Below are 16,576 nucleotides of genomic sequence, written 5' to 3'. Positions count from 1 at the left end.
TGGCTACTCCGCTGCTTCTATGTTTTGATCTAGGTCTGCGCCTAAAATAGGCAGTTCAACTTCAAATACAGCCCCACCCTTGTCGGAATTGCGCGCAGTGAGGCGTCCCCCGAAGTCGTTTACGATGCCAGATGATATAGCAAGGCCCAGCCCGGTGCCGTCCCCCGCCTGCTTGGTGGTATAAAACGGCTCAAACAACTCATCTAGGTCCTCAATCCCCGACCCGTTATCGCGCACTGACAGGCGCGCCACGTCACCCTGCACAAGCAAGATTTCAACGCTCGGTTCAAGGGCCATTTTTGTCGCATCCAATGCGTTGCGCAACAGGTTGATAATGACCTGTTCTAGCCGCATCCGATCGCCGTAAATCATCACCGGCTGATCTGGTAAAGTGCGTGTAATGATAACCTGCCGCTGGCGTAATTGTGGTTCCATCATCGACAGCGACGATAGCACCGCGTCCTTAATATCAACGGGTTCAAGACTGTCTTTGCCTTTGCGGGCGTAGGATTTCAACTGCTTGGTAATTGCCGCCATCCTTTCGATCAAACCGTCGATGCGCTGCACGGCAACAACGGCTTCATCAGGGCGTTCGCGCGCAATCAAAAGCCGCGCCCCCGCAAGGTAGGTTTTCATCGCTGCAAGCGGTTGGTTCAGCTCATGGGAAACAGCCGCCGACATCTCACCCAGTGCGGCCAACTTGGACGTCTGCGCGACGGTCTGTTCGGCAACCTCAAGGTCCTTTTCGGCCTTCTTGCGTTCGGCAATTTCCCGCTGCAAACGTCGGTTCAACTGGCGAAGCTCCGCCGATTCCAACTGAAACATCCGCGCGGCAACATTTGATCTGCGCGACAATATCCAGAATAATCCCGCCAGCAGTATAGCGAAGCCCATGATTTCCAACGCGATGATTGAATTTACCCGCTCGCGAACAGACTGAAACGTCGTGAAACTAACTATGCGCCAGCCTTGGAACTGCACGCGTAGTTCTTGGCGCATCACACCGTCACCACGAAGATACGCGTCAATCGGCAACGCGGACCAATCGGGCGTGCCACGAAGCGTGCGTTCAATGGCCGTTTGCGGTTCAAGCAGGTCCAGCGCGTCTGCTTCCAAGCGGCCCCGCCAGCGCGGCTCGGTTGCCAAAATCGCGCGTCCTTCACTATCCAGCACCATGACAGCATCCGAAATGCCCGCCCAAGACCGCTCAAGCTTTGCAAGGTCCACTTCGACCGACACAACACCAACGCCCAGACTGCTGTCATCTACGCGACGCGAATAGGTGAATGAAAAACCGCCCTCGTCACGTTCATCAACCGTGAAGACGGTCACATTGGATCGCAGCGCGTCCACGAATGAACTCTGACTGCGTTGGTTTTCACCAAGCCGTTCGCGGTTGGTTGCCGCCACGATGCGCCCATCCGTGTCCATCAAAACCAAAGATGCGGCGCCAATCTCATCCACGAACGACAACAGCCGCGCCGAGGATTGGGCGAAGTCGCCGGAATTCAGCGCACCAATCAAAGCGGGGTCGCGTGCCAACAGTTGCGGCACAATGGAATTTCGCTGGAGTTCACTGATCAGATTGGCGGAATACAGCGCCAGCCGCACATCCGCCGCGCCGCGCGTGCGTTCGGTAAAGCGTTCAGTCAAAAGCCGGTTAGATGTAACGACGACCACGCAGCCAAGTGTAACAAGCGCGATCACCAGGATGCGCGTCCACCAGACTGCCGAAAGGCGGCGCCGTCTCAAATGATGCACCAAAACATGTAGCAATCTTACCGCCCCACCCCTGCGCCGTCCATCTTAGCCTTCAGGCAGACGTCAACTGCGCCATCAAACCGGCGAAAAGGCGCTGGCCGTCGGTGTTTCCGTGGGCGTCTTCAAACGCACGTTCAGGGTGCGGCATCATCCCAAGAACGCGGCGGTTCTGCGACAAAATCCCTGCAATATCCGCACGGCTGCCGTTTGGGTTATCGGTATAGGTAAACGCCACGCGATCATCGCCCGTAAGTCGCGCAATCGTGGCATCATCGGCGAAATAATTGCCGTCGTGATGTGCAATCGGAACACCGATTTCGCTGCCTGTACTATAGCTTTCGGTATAGGCAGAATTGGCGGTTTCGATCTTCAGACCCACCGTGCGGCAGATGTATTTCAGCGCCGCATTGCGCAACAATGCACCAGGCAACAACCCTGTTTCAGTCAAAATTTGGAAGCCATTACAAACACCTAAGACGTATCCACCGGCATTGGCGTGATCGACAACCGCGCGGCAAATCGGCGAATTGGCGGCAATCGCGCCGCAGCGCAGATAATCACCAAACGAAAATCCACCGGGGATTGCGACCAGATCAACGCCCGATGGCAGCACCGCATCCTTATGCCAAACGACCTGCACGTCCGCGCCGGATTTTTCCAACGCTACGGCCATATCCCGGTCGCAGTTGGATCCGGGAAACTGGATCACTGCCGCCTTCATAGAAGGTCGATCCGGTAGCTCTCGATGACCATATTGGCGAGCAGCTTTTCACACATCTCACCGACTTGGGCCTCGGTTGTGCCATCGGCGAGATCAAGTTCGATCACTTTTCCTTGACGCACGCCATTGACGCCCTCAAACCCGAGCGCGCCAAGTGCGTGTTTCACCGCAGCGCCCTGTGGGTCCAAAACGCCCTCCTTCAACATCACGTGCACGCGGGCTTTCATGGCGTCTATCCCTTTAATTTACTTAGTTAATGAGTGTTGGTTTTGGCATATGCGTCGCATTCGACGGCAAAACGCCAAGCCGCTTGGCGACCTCGGTGTATGCATCCGCCAAATCACCTAAATCTTGGCGGAACACGTCTTTGTCCAGCTTGCGACCAGATTCGATATCCCACAAACGGCAGCTGTCAGGGCTGATTTCATCAGCCACAATCAAGCGCATGAAATCATTGTCCCAAACGCGGCCAACTTCGATTTTGAAATCGATCAGCTTGATTCCGACGCCGTGCATGACCCCTGCCATGAAATCGTTAACCCGCAACGCCAACGCAATAATGTCATCAAGGTCCTGCTGGGACGCCCAGCCAAAGGCGATGATGTATTCTTCTGGTACCAACGGATCGCCAAGCGCGTCGTCTTTATAGGAAAATTCGACGATCGGACGCGGCAGCGGTGTGCCTTCTTCCATGCCCAACCGCTTGGCCATGGTTCCGGCAGCAAAATTGCGCACAATCACTTCGAGCGGGATAATCTCAACCTGACGGATAAGCTGTTCGCGCATGTTCAGGCGGCGAATGAAATGCGTCGGCACACCGATGCGCGCCAGCCCCAACATAAAGAATTCCGACAGGCGGTTGTTCAACACACCCTTGCCGTCGATGATTCCTTTCTTTTGGGCGTTAAACGCAGTCGCGTCGTCCTTGAAATACTGAACAAGCGTCCCCGGCTCTGTACCCTCATAAAGGATCTTTGCCTTGCCTTCATACACCAGTTTACGACGTGCCATGCTGTCTCCTGCGGGTCCAAGGATTAATCATGTCGCCTTGAGGCTCAAAGCGGGCAAAAAGTCCCCTATAGCGGCGTCATAAGCCAAGCCCCCCTTGCGGGCAAGCGTGGACGTGGTCATATCTTATTCGATCGCTACAAGAACACCTCAAGGAGTATGAAATGTCCGGTTTTGATGATCGTGAGAACGCATTCGAAAACAAATTCGCCCATGACGCAGACATGCAATTCAAGGCAGAGGCCCGCCGAAATAAGCTTGTTGGCCTGTGGGCTGCCGGTTTGATGGGCAAAGAAGGCGACGACGCCTTGGCCTACGCCAAAGAAGTTATCAAAGCCGACTTTGAAGAAGCGGGCCACGAAGACGTCTACCGCAAGCTGTTCAAAGATGTGGGCCATCTATCTGATGAGGCCACGACCCGCGCGAAAATGGCGGAATGCATGGCGCAGGCCAAAGGCCAATTGATCAAAGAGGTTTAATTTCCAGTCGGCCTTCAGGCTGATCTCAGGAAGATCCGATTGCAATTCGCGACAACTTGTTAGGCCAGCCCATCGAAAGATGCGCTGGCCTTTCCATTATGACACCGACGACCATCACATCCGCCTATGATGGCCGCCGTTCTATATGTAGACGTCCAATATTTTTCATCTGACATTCGCAATCACACCGCTGGCCTATGACATCTTCCAGCCAACGGCACTGCGTGACCTCAATCCTACTCAGCGAAATAATGAGGATTATTCATTTGCGCGCACGCCACCACCATGCGAAGCGATTGCATCCCCTTTTAGGAGCGCTCCGCGATGTCGACCACACAGCCTCATATCCAGCAAAATGCCCTGTCTGACCTGCTTGCAACCCGTGATTGGCTGCTTGCTGATGGTGCAACGGGCACGACATTATTCAACATGGGGCTGCAATCGGGCGACGCGCCTGAGTTCTGGAACTTTGAACATCGCGACCGGATTACGGCGCTCTATAAGGGCGCGGTCGACGCTGGTTCCGATATCTTCCTCACCAATACTTTCGGTGGAAATGCATCGCGTCTAAAGCTCCATAATGGTGAAGGTAAAGTGCATGAAATCAACAAAGTGGCTGCTGAAATCGCGCGTGAAGTTGCTGATAAATCTGGCCGCAAGGTGGTCGTTGCCGGGTCCGTCGGCCCAACCGGTGAGATTATGACCCCGATGGGGTCCCTGACCCACGACCGCGCAGTCGAGATGTTTCACGAGCAGGCCGAAGGCCTGAAAGCAGGGGGCGCAGACGTTTTGTGGTGTGAGACAATTTCCGCAGGCGAAGAATTCAAAGCCGCCGCGGAAGCCTTTGCCTTGGCCGACATGCCATGGTGCGGCACCATGAGCTTTGACACTGCAGGGCGCACGATGATGGGCCTGACCAGCGCAGAATTGGTGAAACTGGTCGGAAAACTGCCCAATCCGCCGATTGCGTTTGGCGCAAACTGCGGCGTTGGCGCGTCTGATCTGTTGCGAACCGTTCTGGGTTTCGGGGCCGCCGGACCAGAACAACCCATCATTGCCAAAGGCAATGCCGGCATTCCGAAATACGTAGAAGGTCACATCCACTACGACGGCACACCGGACCTGATGGCCGATTACGCCTGCCTTGCCCGCGACAGCGGGGCCACAATCATCGGCGGCTGCTGTGGTACGACGCCGGATCATTTGCGTGCCATGCGAGCAGCACTGGAATCCCGCCCTGAGGCGGATGCCCCCACACTAGAAGCCATTGTAGCCGGACTAGGCGGATTTTCATCGGTGTCAGACGGTACAGACAGCGCAGGACCAGTGCGTGCACCTCGACGCGGACGCAAACGCAGCTAAGGCCCCGTTGCGTTGCTGTGAACCTCTTTTGACCCAGATCATTCAGTGTACCAGCACCGAACAATGTACGACCAAGTGAACCCGCCTTATTATACTCGCGCAAAGTATTCATTTGCAGTCCCGTCGCTGCATGGGCACGCTATGTCGCAATCGTCCCAGACCAAATGCGCCAATTCAGCGCAAATCAGGCAACAACACATCAAAAGGTTCTGACATGTCCGACGATCAAGGCGACATCATTCTAAGCGAACTGAACGACGACGATCTCGTCGCGCAAATGTTCGACGACCTCTACGATGGCTTGAAAGAAGAAATCGAAGAAGCCGTGAACATCCTGCTGGCACGCAAATGGACCCCCTACGACATCCTGACCAAGGCGCTTGTCGGCGGCATGACGATTGTGGGCCACGATTTCCGCGATGGCATCTTGTTTGTGCCAGAGGTCTTGCTGGCCGCCAACGCCATGAAGGGCGGGATGTTCATCCTTAAACCGCTGCTGGCCGAAACCGGCGCGCCGCGTGTGGGAAAAATGGTCATCGGCACGGTCAAAGGCGACATCCATGACATCGGAAAGAACCTTGTGTCGATGATGATGGAAGGCGCCGGATTCGAGGTCGTGGACCTTGGCATCAACAATGCCGTCGAAGGCTACCTTGAGGCGATTGCGGCTGAGGAACCCGACATTTTAGGCATGTCTGCCCTGCTCACCACGACGATGCCTTATATGAAGGTGGTGATCGACACGATGATCGAACAGGGCATCCGCGACGATCTGATCGTGCTGGTCGGCGGCGCACCGTTGAACGAAGAATTCGGCAAGGCCATCGGCGCAGACGCCTATTGCCGCGACGCCGCCGTTGCCGTTGAAACCGCAAAGGCGTTTATGGCCCGCAAGCACAACCAAGGCGCAACCGCCTAAGACTGCTTTGCTCGGCTATGAAGCGCGTCCGGTGGCCAGCCCCTCGGGCGCGTTTTTATTCTGAAGGGACACGAGATGTTGACGCTTTATGCACCCCAAGGCACCGTCGCGGTTGCGGCGCATGTGGCCTTGGAAGAGGCCGGCCTGCCCTACACGATCCACTGGATCAGCATTATTCAGGGGGAGCAGCGCAGCCCCGAATTTCTGGCTATAAACCCCAAAGGCCGCCTCCCCGCGTTACTGACCGAATATGGCCACCTCACCGAAACGCCCGCAATTCTCGATTATATCGCTGATATATCGGATAAATTTATGCAATCTGATCCATTTCAAAAAGCGCGCGCGCGTGAATTGATCAGCTTCCTTGCCGCGACAGTGCACGTTAACCACGCCCATGGTCCACGCGCTGCCCGCTGGTCTGACGATCCGGCTGCCCACGTATCCATGGCCGCGAAAGTGACAGAAACCATGGCCGACAGCTGTAGCGTTATCGAGGCCGTTTTGCCAAACGCGGGTTGGTTCCTTGGCAGTTATTGCATCGCTGACATCCATCTTTACGCCGTTTACCGCTGGTTTGAGGGGGACGGCGTGGCCATTGCCAACTACCCCAAACTCGCAGCGCATTTTGCAGCCATGAAAGCGCGCCCTGCCGTGGCCAAAGTCGCAGCACTCCATGGATGACGCGACCCTCACCACCGACGGACTCGCGCCCAAGGGACAGGGCCGCATCCTTTTGTTGGCGTGCGGCGCACTGGCGCGCGAAATCCTCGATCTGATAAAGGCAAACGGCTGGTCGCATATGGATTTGCACTGCCTCCCCGCGATTTTGCACGTGCACCCCGACCAAATCCCCGACGCCGTAGAAAAGGCCGTCCTGAAACATCGCGATGCCTATGACGACGTGTTCGTAGTCTATGCCGATTGCGGCACTGGGGGCATGTTGCAACGACTTTGCGACAGGCTCGGCGTCGAAATGGTGCAAGGCCCGCACTGCTATTCATTCTTTGAGGGCAACGACGCTTTCGGTGCGCAAGACGAAATCTACAGCTTCTACCTGACCGATTTTCTGGTGCGCCAATTTGATGCTTTTGTGGTCAAACCATTGGGGTTGGATCGCCACCCAGAACTGCGTGACATGTATTTCGGCAACTACAAGTCACTGGTCTATCAGGCCCAAACCGATGATCCCGCCTTGACCGAATTGGCCAAACAACATGCAGAGCGCCTCGGCCTCACGTTTGAACGCCGCCTCACGGGCTACGGCGATCTAGCAACGGCACTGGCCGCGAAGGCCTGAATTTCGACGCTGTGTTGGGTTGGATGGCCCAACCTTACGCCGTAACCGATCTGATCCGTTCAATCATCGCACGCAAACCGTTGGATCGCTGCGCAGAGAGGTGATCGTTCAACCCCAGCCGCTCAAACTCAGCGCGTGCATCCACGGCTGCGACATCGGCCACTGATAAATCGTTGTACAAGGCGTGCAAAATCGCGATCAAACCGCTGACGATCATCGCATCACTCGCACCTTCGAATGTGAACACGCCATCGTCGACCTTTGGCACCAGCCAAACCTGTGACGCGCAGCCATCCACTTTGGTCGCGGGCACTTTGAACGCATCGTCCAACGGCGCCATCTCCCGGCCCATGTCGATAACATGGGCGTATCTGTCTTCCCAATCGTCCAAGAACTCGAATGTTTCGGCGATATCTTCAAATGCTTGCGTGGCCATGGTTGTCCCCTATCTTGTGTCTGACTTAGGCCGCGTCCCTGCGAACGTCCAGTGGCCGCTTTTTTCAACGTCTCTTTTTCCAGTGTCTGCTTTTCACCACGGCGACTTTGGGCTAGCAAGACATAAGCGACGAAGACCAAAGGGGATCATCCATGCTGCGCGCAACACTTCTCGGCACTGCCGTTCTCCTCACGCTGACAGGTTGTGCCCGCATCGCCGACAGCCGCTTCAACCCGGTAAACTGGTTTGGCAGCAGCACCGAGGCTCCGGTAGACGCAAACGGCCAGACCCGTCCGTTGATCCCTGCAAACAGCCGCACTGTCGTAATCGACAATCGGACAATGGTGCAAAGTATCACATCGCTAAGTATTGATCCCACCCCATCCGGGGCCATTGTCCGCGCTGTTGGTGTTGCCCAAACACAAGGCTATTTTAACGCAGAACTGGTCAGCCGCGGTGTCGCGAACGGTGTGCTTGACCTTGAGTTCCGCGCCCAAGCGCCGACCGCACTAGTGGTGCCCGGCACCACACAATCACGCCAGATTAGCGCGGCCCACGTCATTGAACGCAGTGACCTTGCCGCCATTCGTAGTGTCCGAGTTACGGCAGCAACGAACGCGCGGACGTCCGGACGGTAGAAACGCGATCGCTCTTAGCCGACAAGATCAGATCACAGCGTAAAGGTCACAACCTTTTCGCCCTTTACCGCCAAGCCAATTTTGCCGTCACACAGCCGCAACGCATCCGCGCCGAACACTTCTTTGCGCCACCCGCTAAGGGCTGCAACATCGCGCAATCCGCCCGCGATAGCATCCAAATCGGCGCTGTTTGCGATCAGCTTTTGTGCAACACCTTCATTGTCCGCCGCCGATTTCACCAAAACGCGCAACATATCCGCCAGCGCCGGGTTCACCTGTAGCTTTTCACGGCTCGCGTCGATGCGCGGTGCGTCCTTGGGTTTGGTGTTCAGACCTGCCTGTACAGCCGCCAAAATACCGGTCGCAATGTCGCCGCGCCGCGCTTCGCGCAACAGCAATCTGGACCGCCCGAGATCGTCTTCGGACGTTGGTTTGGTTGACGCGATTTCAACCAGCGCGTCATCCTTGAACACACGGTTACGCGGGATATTTCGGTTTTTTGCATGAAGCTCGCGGAATCGGGCCAATTCACGAACGATTGACAAGAATTTTCCCGAACTTGTCCGCGTTTTAACACGTTTCCATGCGTTATCAGGGTCCGCCTGATAGGTCGCTGGATCGTTCAGAACTGCCATTTCTTCGGCCACCCACTTTTTCCGGCCAGATTTTTCGAGCTCGGCTGACAGATTCTCATAAATCACCCGTAAATGGGTCACGTCGGCCAGCGCATAGGTCTTTTGTGCATCCGTCAAAGGGCGGCGCGACCAGTCGGTAAATCGGGATGATTTATCAACGTTATCTTTGGCGATTTTTCGCACCAAGGTCTCATAGCCAGCTTGTTCGCCAAATCCACACACCATCGCTGCAACCTGTGTATCAAACAGCGGCTTTGGTATAATGCCCTGATCCACAAAGAAAATTTCGAGGTCTTGGCGTGCAGCATGAAAGACTTTCACCACGTTTTCGTCTTTGAACAGCTCATACAGCGGTGCCAAATCAAGGCCTTCCGCCAATGGGTCCACCAGCACCGCATCATCGCCACCCTCGCCCATATAGGCCAGCTGAATGAGACAAAGCTTTGAATAATACGTCCGTTCGCGCAGGAATTCGGTGTCCACGGTCACGTAGGGATATTTCGCGGCCTGGGCGCAATACGTCGCAAGCTCGGCTGTTGTTGTGATGGTCTTCATCTGGGCCTTTTCATATTCTTGGGCCCACATTTTGCTGAGCCCCGCTAGTTTCATCAAACACTAGGGGATTGATCGGGTGATGGGAAGGTGCAGGGCGCGGCGATCTTGGGCAGCAAACCGCCGCAAGACAGCTGGGTAGAGTTCGTGTTCACACGGCAATAAACGCGTCGCCAAAGATTCGGGCGTGTCTGCAGGCAGAACCACGATCCGCGCTTGGCCAAGGATAGGCCCATCATCAAGTGCTGCGGTCACTTCATGCACGCTACACCCGTGTTCGCCGTCACCCGCTTGCAGGGCGCGGGCGTGGGTGTGCAGCCCTTTGTATTTTGGCAAAAGCGATGGGTGCATGTTAAGCATCCGACCCGAATAGCGGGCTGTGAAGCCATTGGTCAGGATGCGCATGAAACCTGCCAGACAAATAATATCCGGTGAAAAACGTTCAAGCGTTGCATGAAGAACGTCCTCGAATGCATTACGATCATTGTTAAATTCTCGACTATCTACAACAGCAGTCGCAATTCCAAGGTCACGTGCCTTGGCAAGACCACCCGCTTCAGTATTATTTGACAGAACCAAAACAGGACGCGCCGGATGATCGCCCACCATGCTGTTGGCAAGGGCCACCATGTTCGACCCACCCCCGGAAATCAGGATGGCGACGCGTTTGGTCACAGAAGTTTGCCAGTGTAGCGAACGCCCTCACCCGCAGCGACCTTGCCGATTTCATAGACGTCGTGCCCGGCCCCTTCGAACGCGCCGCGCGCCGCGTCAACTTTGTTAGGCGCAATCGCCACAACCATGCCTATGCCGCAATTAAAGGTCTTGAGCATTTCGGCCTGATCCAGGCCGCCCTGATCCGCCAACCACTTGAACACAGCCAGAAGATCCCAAGCATCCAGATTAATATCGGCTCCCAAGCCGTCGGGCAGAACCCGTGGCAGGTTTTCGGTCAAACCGCCGCCAGTAATGTGTGCAAAGGCGTGGACCATGTCGGGTTCAGAAATCGCCGCGACCGCGCCTTTGACATACAGCGTTGTCGGCGCAAGCAATGCTTCGCCCAGTGTGCCGTCGCTAAACGGGCTGGCATCAGCCCACCCAATACCAGACAGTTCGACGATCTTGCGCACGAGGCTATAGCCATTGGAATGTACGCCGTTGGACGCAAGGCCAAACAAGACATCGCCTTCAGCCACGCCGCGCGGCAAGTCTGCACCACGTTCCATCGCACCAACACTAAAGCCCGCTAGGTCGAAATCACCCTCAGGGTACATCCCCGGCATTTCCGCGGTTTCACCCCCTATCAGCGCGCATCCCGACATTTCGCAGCCCTTGGCGATGCCGTTAATGATGCGCGTTGCCTGGTCCAATTCCAGTTTGCCAGTCGCGAAATAGTCTAAAAAAAACAACGGTTCAGCGCCTTGGCAGACCAGATCATTAACGCACATGGCAACCAGATCAATGCCGACGCCGTCAACGTTTCCAGTATCAATGGCGATGCGCAGCTTGGTGCCAACACCATCCGTGGCCGCAACCAGAATGGGGTCTTTGAACCCTGCCCCTTTGAGATCAAACATCGCACCAAAGCCACCTAATCCAGCCATAACGCCCGATCGTTTTGTGCGCTTGGCGGCAGGTTTAATCTGCTCTACCAACGTGTTACCTGCGTCGATATCGACGCCTGCGTCTGCATATGTCAGACCATTCTTACCCGTCGTTGTCATCGATCAAATCCCTACAAACATGATACATCGCGCGATATCCCAAAGTGTTGCGCCCTTCAACCGGATGGTTGACGTAGACAACACAAAAGGGCCACTTCGTGACGATGGACCGTTTTAGGCAAATTCTTTTGGACACGTTTGGAGCGGGCGAGATGCTCTCGCCCCCCTACGTGCTGGCCTTTGTCGGGTTGGCATGGCTGATCTATCTGGTGCGGCGCGAAAAAGGTGGGTTTCTGCCATGGCTGTTTCCGGCGCGCCTGTGGATGCACAAATCCACGTCCGCTGATTTCTGGCTATTTGTCATGGGCCGCCTGTTGTCTGTTGCAGGACTTTTCAGCCGGTTCGGCGTAGCGCCTTTGGTCAGTGTCTGGATTGCGGGCTTGATCAGCAGCGTCACCGGAGCCGACACAGGCTTAGCCCCTGGATTGGGGCCAATGAGCCTCGCACTTTTGTTGTGGGTAATCGTCGATTTCGCCGCATATTGGTCACACCGGTTGCTTCACGCAACATCTGTGATCTGGCCGCTACACGCGGTCCACCACAGCGCCGAGGTCCTGACCCCGCTGACGGCCTACCGCCAACATCCACTGGCGTTGATCGTCGGGACATCCATCAGCACCTGCATCGTCGGCGTGGCGCTGGGGGTGATTGTCGGGGTGATCTCGCCAGACACACCGATAGCCGAACTGGTGGGTGTCAACGCGTTTGTCGTCGTGGCCAACCTCACGGTCGCCAATTTCCACCATGCACATATCTGGATCAGCTTTGGTCCGGTGCTGGAACGTGTGTTCATCTCGCCCGCGCAACATTACATCCACCATTCGACAAAGCCCGCGCATTTCAACCGGAATTATGGGCACATACTGGCGATTTGGGACTGGATGGTCTGCACGCTCTACATCACGCGAGACCGCGAGGATTTGTCTTTTGGACTGGACGGCCCCAACGAGGCGCCACTGATGTCGCACCGCTTGGGTCCCATTTTAATCGATCCGCTGAGCCGGATGTTTTTTCCGGCGCGCTAGAATCGCGCCAAATCAGAACTTCATAATGATGTCGTCATCATCATCATCAGCCGTTTGCGCGGGCGTTTTGGCCTGTGAGCGATTGATCTCGTTCGGCCCGTTCAACAATATCAGTGCGCCAATCACCAACGAGATAACAAGGCCTGCGGTTCCGTCGCCGCCCCTATCCGATGTTACCTAAGGAAAACTTGAAAGATTGGCGCATGCCACGGCGGGTTCAGACAAAATGATTGTCGTAAAAGACAAGAGAGCAGATTTTAGTTTCATGGTGAAATTCCCATTTCTAAAATATCATGATGCTTATGATTAAAATTAATCGTGGAAAAAATCGAACAAAAACCCTCAGCGCTTGACCACCCGCCTCTCTCTGATACGAACCACGTCGGGGGGCCTGTAGCTCAACTGGTTAGAGCAGAGCGCTCATAACGCTTTGGTTGCGGGTTCAAGTCCTGCCGGGCCTACCACAGCCAATTCACGAAAGTGGATTGACTGGGTGCACAAGTCACGTTTGCGACGCAAATGTGAGGTGCACACCCCCACCAGATTGCCGCAATCCACGCGCAGGCATATTCGCGCAACGTGCAAAGGTCGTTTGCAGAGGACGTTTGCGACGCAAATGTGCAACACGAACAGCCGCAAATCAGACCGTCGATCATCGTGAAAACCTGTCACCGCCCTAACACAATCTCTGCCTTCAACCCGCCCATATCGTCGCTTTTACCCAACCGAAGTGTGCCGCCATGCGCGCGCGCGATGTCTTCGACAATTGCCAGACCCAGCCCGACACCGGAGCCACGATCTTGGTTGCGGGCAGGATCAAGGCGCGTGAAGGGGCGCACCGCGTCCTCACGTTGATCTGGCGGGATTCCAGGTCCATCGTCTTCGACGCAGAACACTACCGCGCGCGGTGTCACAATCACACTTAGCCTTGCTTCACCACCATATCGCAGTGCGTTGCCGATCAGGTTTTCAATCGCGCGCCGGATCGCGAGGGGTCGCAGCGTAACGTCACCGCCGCCGGTCATGTAGCCCGCAGTCACCGCTTGTCCCATACGGCGCGCGTCCGCCAGAATAGTCGCGCTCAGCTCAATCGGATCGACCAGCTGAGCGTCACCTTGCGCATCACCGCGGGCAAAATCGAGGAATACGTCAAGCAAATGCTGCATATCGTCCACATCGCGGACCAATGGTTCAACTTCGTCCCCGTCCAAAAGCCCAAGGCCAAGGCGAAGGCGGGTTAACGGTGTACGCAGATCATGGCTGACACCTGACAACATCATCGTGCGGGTTTGGGTGTGGCGTTCGATCCGGTTGCGCATATCGAGGAAGGCGTGCCCCGCTGCGCGGACCTCGTTTGCGCCCGCCGGATGGTAGGTGACAACATGCCCGCGTCCGTATTCTGCCGATGCCGCCGCGAGCCGTTTGATCGGACGCAACTGATTTCGAAGGTAAATATAGGCAATCAACGTCATAAACACGCTCAGCACCACCATCCAAACCAGCAATTGATGCGGGTTGGAGGCCGACACACGACTGCGGCGAAATTCAATCATAATTGGGCCGTGGGACGTACCAAACCATAGCTCAACCCAGCGGCTATCAGGCAGCACCACAGGGCCGAGCCCGTCAACGCTGACTTTCAATGTCCTCTCAACCACGCGGCCGCTAAAATCGAACCAACGCCAACTGCTCGCCTGCGGCATCCCCTCAGCCGGCAAGGTCATGAGCAGTTGCAGCGGGTTCGCCACTGTGCCCCCGATCGCTTGCGCCGCTGTCAAATCGGGGGCAGCGTTCACGCCGTCCAACAGATATTGCAGATCAAGCGCCACACTGCTGGTCATCTGCTCGGTCACTCCCTCAAAATGGCGTTGAATAAAGACCACCGAAATGCCCAATTGCAATGTAATTATGGGTAAAATCAGGATCAACGCCGCGCGCCCGTACAAGGAACGCGGCATGTAGTGTTTGAGCATACTGAACGACATGCGATAAGCCATGAACAAACGCTAATGTGAAATGCCAGCCAAGGGAACGCATGATGACCAATGAAGTGCCTAAAGCCGGTGTCGCCAACCAATTTGAGGACGGATTGGCCTGCGTGTTGGCGCCCAATCCATCGCCGATGACCCACTGGGGGACCAACACTTACCTGCTTGGCTGGGACAGTGTCGCCGTCATTGACCCCGGACCGATGGACCTTAACCATCTGTCAGCCCTGATCGCTGCGATCAACGGACGTACAGTCAGCCACATCATCGTAACCCACAGCCATCTTGATCACTCCCCACTCGCGCGCCCGCTGGCCGATCTGACGGGCGCGCCCGTCTTGGCATTCGGTAACAGCCGCGCGGGGCGCTCAAAGATGATGCAAACACTGGCGGCGTCCGGCGTCATGGGCGGCGGCGAAGGCGTGGATCTGGACTTTGCGCCCGACGTCTTGATTGCGGACGGGGACGTCATCGACGGGATCGGTTGGCAATTGCGCGCGGTTCACACGCCGGGGCATTTTGGCAATCACCTTTGTTTCTTGTGGGGGGATGCTGCGTTCACCGGCGATCATATGATGGGCTGGGCGTCATCCCTCGTATCGCCCCCTGATGGCGATTTGACTGATTTCATGGCGTCCAGCGCCTCCCTCGCGGCGACCCCGATGACGCGCGCCTACAGCGCCCACGGCGCACCCATCAAAGATGCGCAAGGGCGTCTGGCAGACCTCGTCGCGCACCGCTTGGGTCGCGAGGGCGAAATCCTTGCCGCACTTAATGCGGGCTCTGCAACACCGTCCAAGCTGACAGCAATAATCTACACCGATGTGGCCCCTGCTCTGCTTGGCATGGCACAGCGCAACGTTCTGGCCCATCTCATCGACCTCACACAACGCCGCAAAGCCGCCTCAATCGGTCCACTTTCGGCCACAGCGCAATTTGTCCGCACTGAGTTGCAAAAAACCTCGCATACCCCCTAGACGCCCAAGAATCTCGTGGCTATACGGACAGCGATATTCCGGCGTAGCTCAGCGGTAGAGCAGTTGACTGTTAATCAATTTGTCGTAGGTTCGATCCCTACCGCCGGAGCCAATTTTCCCTAATTAAGCAATATCTTAGCTTAGTTGGCTTCGAGCGGACTTAGGGAGTTTTTGGCCTTGTTACCTGATTTGTCACCACTTTTCACATGACCCGACTTGCCAGCATCACAGACAACCACCTAGCTTTGACCTGTAGCCTTTGCGACCATAGTGCGTTGATACCTCTCAACGCAATGATTTAGAGAACCATCTGTTCAGGACTCAGCCAAGCGCACACGGTGCAGTCGGGGCAAGGTCAAAGGCCCAAACAATATTCGAATCGTGTCTGTCGGTGGCGCGAAACACACCTAATGACCGCAGTCCAAAGCAGACCAAGAACCCTTGGCAGTGTGGATGATATTCTCCATTATATCATCATGGAAAATTGCGAGAGGTTTATTCAGTGACAATCTATTCAGGCGAGACATCTGCGGCTTTTTCTCTCTGCGAGAATTTCCTATCCGGACGAGAATTTGAAATAGATGCAGATCAGTATGCGACTTTCAGTCAAACGCTTACGACAGTCGTTTCTGCCAAGGAAATCGAAGATTTATTTCAAGTCTTTGCACAGTCTTTTTTTAGGTTTGAGAAAGATCTGTTGGATATGGTTTTTGAGTATACCTATATCTACATCTTGGATCTAAATAATGAAGTATCTTTCAGCAATATTCGGCACCGTTTCAATGTCGATATCATCACAATTCTAACTGCGTACCGAAGCTCAGGGCTATCGCGTTTGGAAATTTGAGCTCGAATAATAGCGAACAAAGCGCGAACTGCTCGGCTCTCTCGTCGCGCTCGTGGTCAGGTTTTATGTTTTTCGATTTCGATGCGACGAGAAGAATCCATATGCGATTCCCCTGTACCGAAGCTATGACTACCACTGCAACAGAATTCTAAAATCTTCGATCAACCTTCCAAAAACAAAGGAATTTAACTGCAAAACGCGCAGTCA

At 55.4% G+C, this 16,576-nt stretch carries 18 protein-coding genes and 2 tRNA genes; 11 read left to right on the top strand and 9 right to left on the bottom strand.

The window, feature by feature from the left end; all coding sequences use genetic code 11:
* Window positions 1–3: 3 nt before the first annotated feature.
* The 4 genes from OA238_RS06990 to purC are packed head-to-tail and all read right to left on the bottom strand — an operon-like array spanning window position 4 to window position 3,493.
* Complete coding sequence (locus OA238_RS06990; protein ID WP_015494649.1) at window positions 4–1,776, bottom strand: ATP-binding protein; 1,773 nt, start codon at window positions 1,774–1,776, stop codon at window positions 4–6.
* Window positions 1,777–1,813: 37 nt separating this feature from the next.
* A complete protein-coding gene (gene purQ, locus OA238_RS06985) occupies window positions 1,814–2,482 on the bottom strand; it encodes a phosphoribosylformylglycinamidine synthase subunit PurQ (protein ID WP_015494648.1) in 669 nt (222 codons plus the stop codon).
* A complete protein-coding gene (purS, locus tag OA238_RS06980) occupies window positions 2,479–2,709 on the bottom strand; it encodes a phosphoribosylformylglycinamidine synthase subunit PurS (RefSeq protein WP_015494647.1) in 231 nt (76 codons plus the stop codon). Before purS ends, purQ begins: the two co-directional genes overlap by 4 nt.
* 22 nt (window positions 2,710–2,731) lie before the next feature.
* Window positions 2,732–3,493 carry a phosphoribosylaminoimidazolesuccinocarboxamide synthase gene (gene purC / locus OA238_RS06975; protein ID WP_015494646.1) on the bottom strand — a complete coding sequence of 254 codons (762 nt, stop codon included), beginning with the start codon at window positions 3,491–3,493 and terminating at the stop codon, window positions 2,732–2,734.
* A 161-nt stretch (window positions 3,494–3,654) separates the two neighbouring features.
* Here purC and OA238_RS06970 point away from each other — a divergent pair, with 161 nt between their 5' ends.
* The 5 genes from OA238_RS06970 to OA238_RS06950 all read left to right on the top strand — a co-directional run bounded on the left by OA238_RS06970 (window position 3,655) and on the right by OA238_RS06950 (window position 7,547).
* Window positions 3,655–3,969 (top strand): DUF1476 domain-containing protein, encoded by a 315-nt coding sequence (locus OA238_RS06970; RefSeq protein ID WP_015494645.1) that lies wholly within the window; start codon window positions 3,655–3,657, stop codon window positions 3,967–3,969.
* A gap of 324 nt (window positions 3,970–4,293) precedes the next feature.
* Window positions 4,294–5,331 carry a betaine--homocysteine S-methyltransferase gene (gene bmt, locus OA238_RS06965; RefSeq protein WP_015494644.1) on the top strand — a complete coding sequence of 346 codons (1,038 nt, stop codon included), beginning with the start codon at window positions 4,294–4,296 and terminating at the stop codon, window positions 5,329–5,331.
* 214 nt (window positions 5,332–5,545) lie between these two features.
* Window positions 5,546–6,250 carry a corrinoid protein gene (locus OA238_RS06960; RefSeq protein WP_015494643.1) on the top strand — a complete coding sequence of 235 codons (705 nt, stop codon included), beginning with the start codon at window positions 5,546–5,548 and terminating at the stop codon, window positions 6,248–6,250.
* 75 nt (window positions 6,251–6,325) lie between these two features.
* The gene (locus tag OA238_RS06955) at window positions 6,326–6,931 is read left to right on the top strand and encodes a glutathione S-transferase family protein (RefSeq protein ID WP_015494642.1); all 606 of its coding nucleotides are present in this window, start codon (window positions 6,326–6,328) and stop codon (window positions 6,929–6,931) included.
* Window positions 6,924–7,547, top strand: coding sequence for a DUF1638 domain-containing protein (locus OA238_RS06950; protein ID WP_015494641.1), 624 nt, complete (start codon window positions 6,924–6,926; stop codon window positions 7,545–7,547). The genes OA238_RS06955 and OA238_RS06950 overlap by 8 nt, the downstream gene beginning before the upstream one ends.
* A gap of 34 nt (window positions 7,548–7,581) precedes the next feature.
* Here the strand turns inward: OA238_RS06950 and OA238_RS06945 are convergent, their stop codons facing one another.
* Window positions 7,582–7,983: a SufE family protein gene (locus OA238_RS06945; protein WP_015494640.1), complete on the bottom strand. Its 402-nt coding sequence runs from the start codon at window positions 7,981–7,983 to the stop codon at window positions 7,582–7,584.
* 152 nt (window positions 7,984–8,135) lie between these two features.
* Between OA238_RS06945 and OA238_RS06940 the strand changes: the two genes are divergently transcribed.
* Complete coding sequence (locus OA238_RS06940; protein WP_015494639.1) at window positions 8,136–8,621, top strand: hypothetical protein; 486 nt, start codon at window positions 8,136–8,138, stop codon at window positions 8,619–8,621.
* A 32-nt stretch (window positions 8,622–8,653) separates the two neighbouring features.
* Here the strand turns inward: OA238_RS06940 and rnd are convergent, their stop codons facing one another.
* From rnd to purM, 3 genes are read right to left on the bottom strand one after another with little or no spacing between them, the layout of a single operon-like run.
* A complete protein-coding gene (rnd, locus tag OA238_RS06935) occupies window positions 8,654–9,811 on the bottom strand; it encodes a ribonuclease D (protein WP_044038055.1) in 1,158 nt (385 codons plus the stop codon).
* 60 nt (window positions 9,812–9,871) lie between these two features.
* Window positions 9,872–10,483, bottom strand: coding sequence for a phosphoribosylglycinamide formyltransferase (gene purN / locus OA238_RS06930; protein ID WP_015494637.1), 612 nt, complete (start codon window positions 10,481–10,483; stop codon window positions 9,872–9,874).
* Entirely contained in the window at window positions 10,480–11,532 is a 1,053-nt protein-coding gene (gene purM, locus OA238_RS06925; protein ID WP_015494636.1) for a phosphoribosylformylglycinamidine cyclo-ligase, read from the bottom strand. Before purM ends, purN begins: the two co-directional genes overlap by 4 nt.
* A 128-nt stretch (window positions 11,533–11,660) precedes the next feature.
* Between purM and OA238_RS06920 the strand changes: the two genes are divergently transcribed.
* Together OA238_RS06920 and OA238_RS06915 are read left to right on the top strand one after the other, a co-directional pair.
* Complete coding sequence (locus tag OA238_RS06920; protein ID WP_187293159.1) at window positions 11,661–12,557, top strand: sterol desaturase family protein; 897 nt, start codon at window positions 11,661–11,663, stop codon at window positions 12,555–12,557.
* A gap of 387 nt (window positions 12,558–12,944) precedes the next feature.
* Window positions 12,945–13,021, top strand: a tRNA-Ile gene (locus OA238_RS06915).
* A gap of 204 nt (window positions 13,022–13,225) precedes the next feature.
* Here OA238_RS06915 and OA238_RS06910 read toward each other — a convergent pair.
* Window positions 13,226–14,542, bottom strand: coding sequence for an ATP-binding protein (locus OA238_RS06910; RefSeq protein WP_044036433.1), 1,317 nt, complete (start codon window positions 14,540–14,542; stop codon window positions 13,226–13,228).
* A gap of 50 nt (window positions 14,543–14,592) precedes the next feature.
* Here OA238_RS06910 and OA238_RS06905 point away from each other — a divergent pair, with 50 nt between their 5' ends.
* The 3 genes from OA238_RS06905 to OA238_RS06895 all read left to right on the top strand — a co-directional run bounded on the left by OA238_RS06905 (window position 14,593) and on the right by OA238_RS06895 (window position 16,369).
* Window positions 14,593–15,522 (top strand): MBL fold metallo-hydrolase, encoded by a 930-nt coding sequence (locus OA238_RS06905; RefSeq protein ID WP_015494633.1) that lies wholly within the window; start codon window positions 14,593–14,595, stop codon window positions 15,520–15,522.
* A 37-nt stretch (window positions 15,523–15,559) separates the two neighbouring features.
* Window positions 15,560–15,634: transfer RNA gene (locus OA238_RS06900), tRNA-Asn, on the top strand.
* A 390-nt stretch (window positions 15,635–16,024) separates the two neighbouring features.
* Entirely contained in the window at window positions 16,025–16,369 is a 345-nt protein-coding gene (locus OA238_RS06895; protein ID WP_044036432.1) for a hypothetical protein, read from the top strand.
* Window positions 16,370–16,576 lie beyond the last annotated feature (207 nt).

This window comes from Octadecabacter arcticus 238 (assembly GCF_000155735.2).
Taxonomy (GTDB): domain Bacteria; phylum Pseudomonadota; class Alphaproteobacteria; order Rhodobacterales; family Rhodobacteraceae; genus Octadecabacter; species Octadecabacter arcticus.
This window is presented reverse-complemented; position numbering and strand designations above follow the sequence as displayed.

What these genes read in the sequence shown, in the direction of transcription:
- purQ (WP_015494648.1), bottom strand. Translation starts at nt 2,482, where the DNA reads ATGAAGGCGGCAGTGATCCAGTTTCCCGGATCCAACTGCGACCGGGAT.
- purS (WP_015494647.1), bottom strand. Translation starts at nt 2,709, where the DNA reads ATGAAAGCCCGCGTGCACGTGATGTTGAAGGAGGGCGTTTTGGACCCA.
- purC (WP_015494646.1), bottom strand. Translation starts at nt 3,493, where the DNA reads ATGGCACGTCGTAAACTGGTGTATGAAGGCAAGGCAAAGATCCTTTAT.
- OA238_RS06970 (WP_015494645.1), top strand. Translation starts at nt 3,655, where the DNA reads ATGTCCGGTTTTGATGATCGTGAGAACGCATTCGAAAACAAATTCGCC.
- bmt (WP_015494644.1), top strand. Translation starts at nt 4,294, where the DNA reads ATGTCGACCACACAGCCTCATATCCAGCAAAATGCCCTGTCTGACCTG.
- OA238_RS06960 (WP_015494643.1), top strand. Translation starts at nt 5,546, where the DNA reads ATGTCCGACGATCAAGGCGACATCATTCTAAGCGAACTGAACGACGAC.
- OA238_RS06955 (WP_015494642.1), top strand. Translation starts at nt 6,326, where the DNA reads ATGTTGACGCTTTATGCACCCCAAGGCACCGTCGCGGTTGCGGCGCAT.
- OA238_RS06950 (WP_015494641.1), top strand. Translation starts at nt 6,924, where the DNA reads ATGGATGACGCGACCCTCACCACCGACGGACTCGCGCCCAAGGGACAG.
- OA238_RS06945 (WP_015494640.1), bottom strand. Translation starts at nt 7,983, where the DNA reads ATGGCCACGCAAGCATTTGAAGATATCGCCGAAACATTCGAGTTCTTG.
- OA238_RS06940 (WP_015494639.1), top strand. Translation starts at nt 8,136, where the DNA reads ATGCTGCGCGCAACACTTCTCGGCACTGCCGTTCTCCTCACGCTGACA.
- rnd (WP_044038055.1), bottom strand. Translation starts at nt 9,811, where the DNA reads ATGAAGACCATCACAACAACAGCCGAGCTTGCGACGTATTGCGCCCAG.
- purM (WP_015494636.1), bottom strand. Translation starts at nt 11,532, where the DNA reads ATGACAACGACGGGTAAGAATGGTCTGACATATGCAGACGCAGGCGTC.
- OA238_RS06910 (WP_044036433.1), bottom strand. Translation starts at nt 14,542, where the DNA reads ATGTCGTTCAGTATGCTCAAACACTACATGCCGCGTTCCTTGTACGGG.
- OA238_RS06905 (WP_015494633.1), top strand. Translation starts at nt 14,593, where the DNA reads ATGATGACCAATGAAGTGCCTAAAGCCGGTGTCGCCAACCAATTTGAG.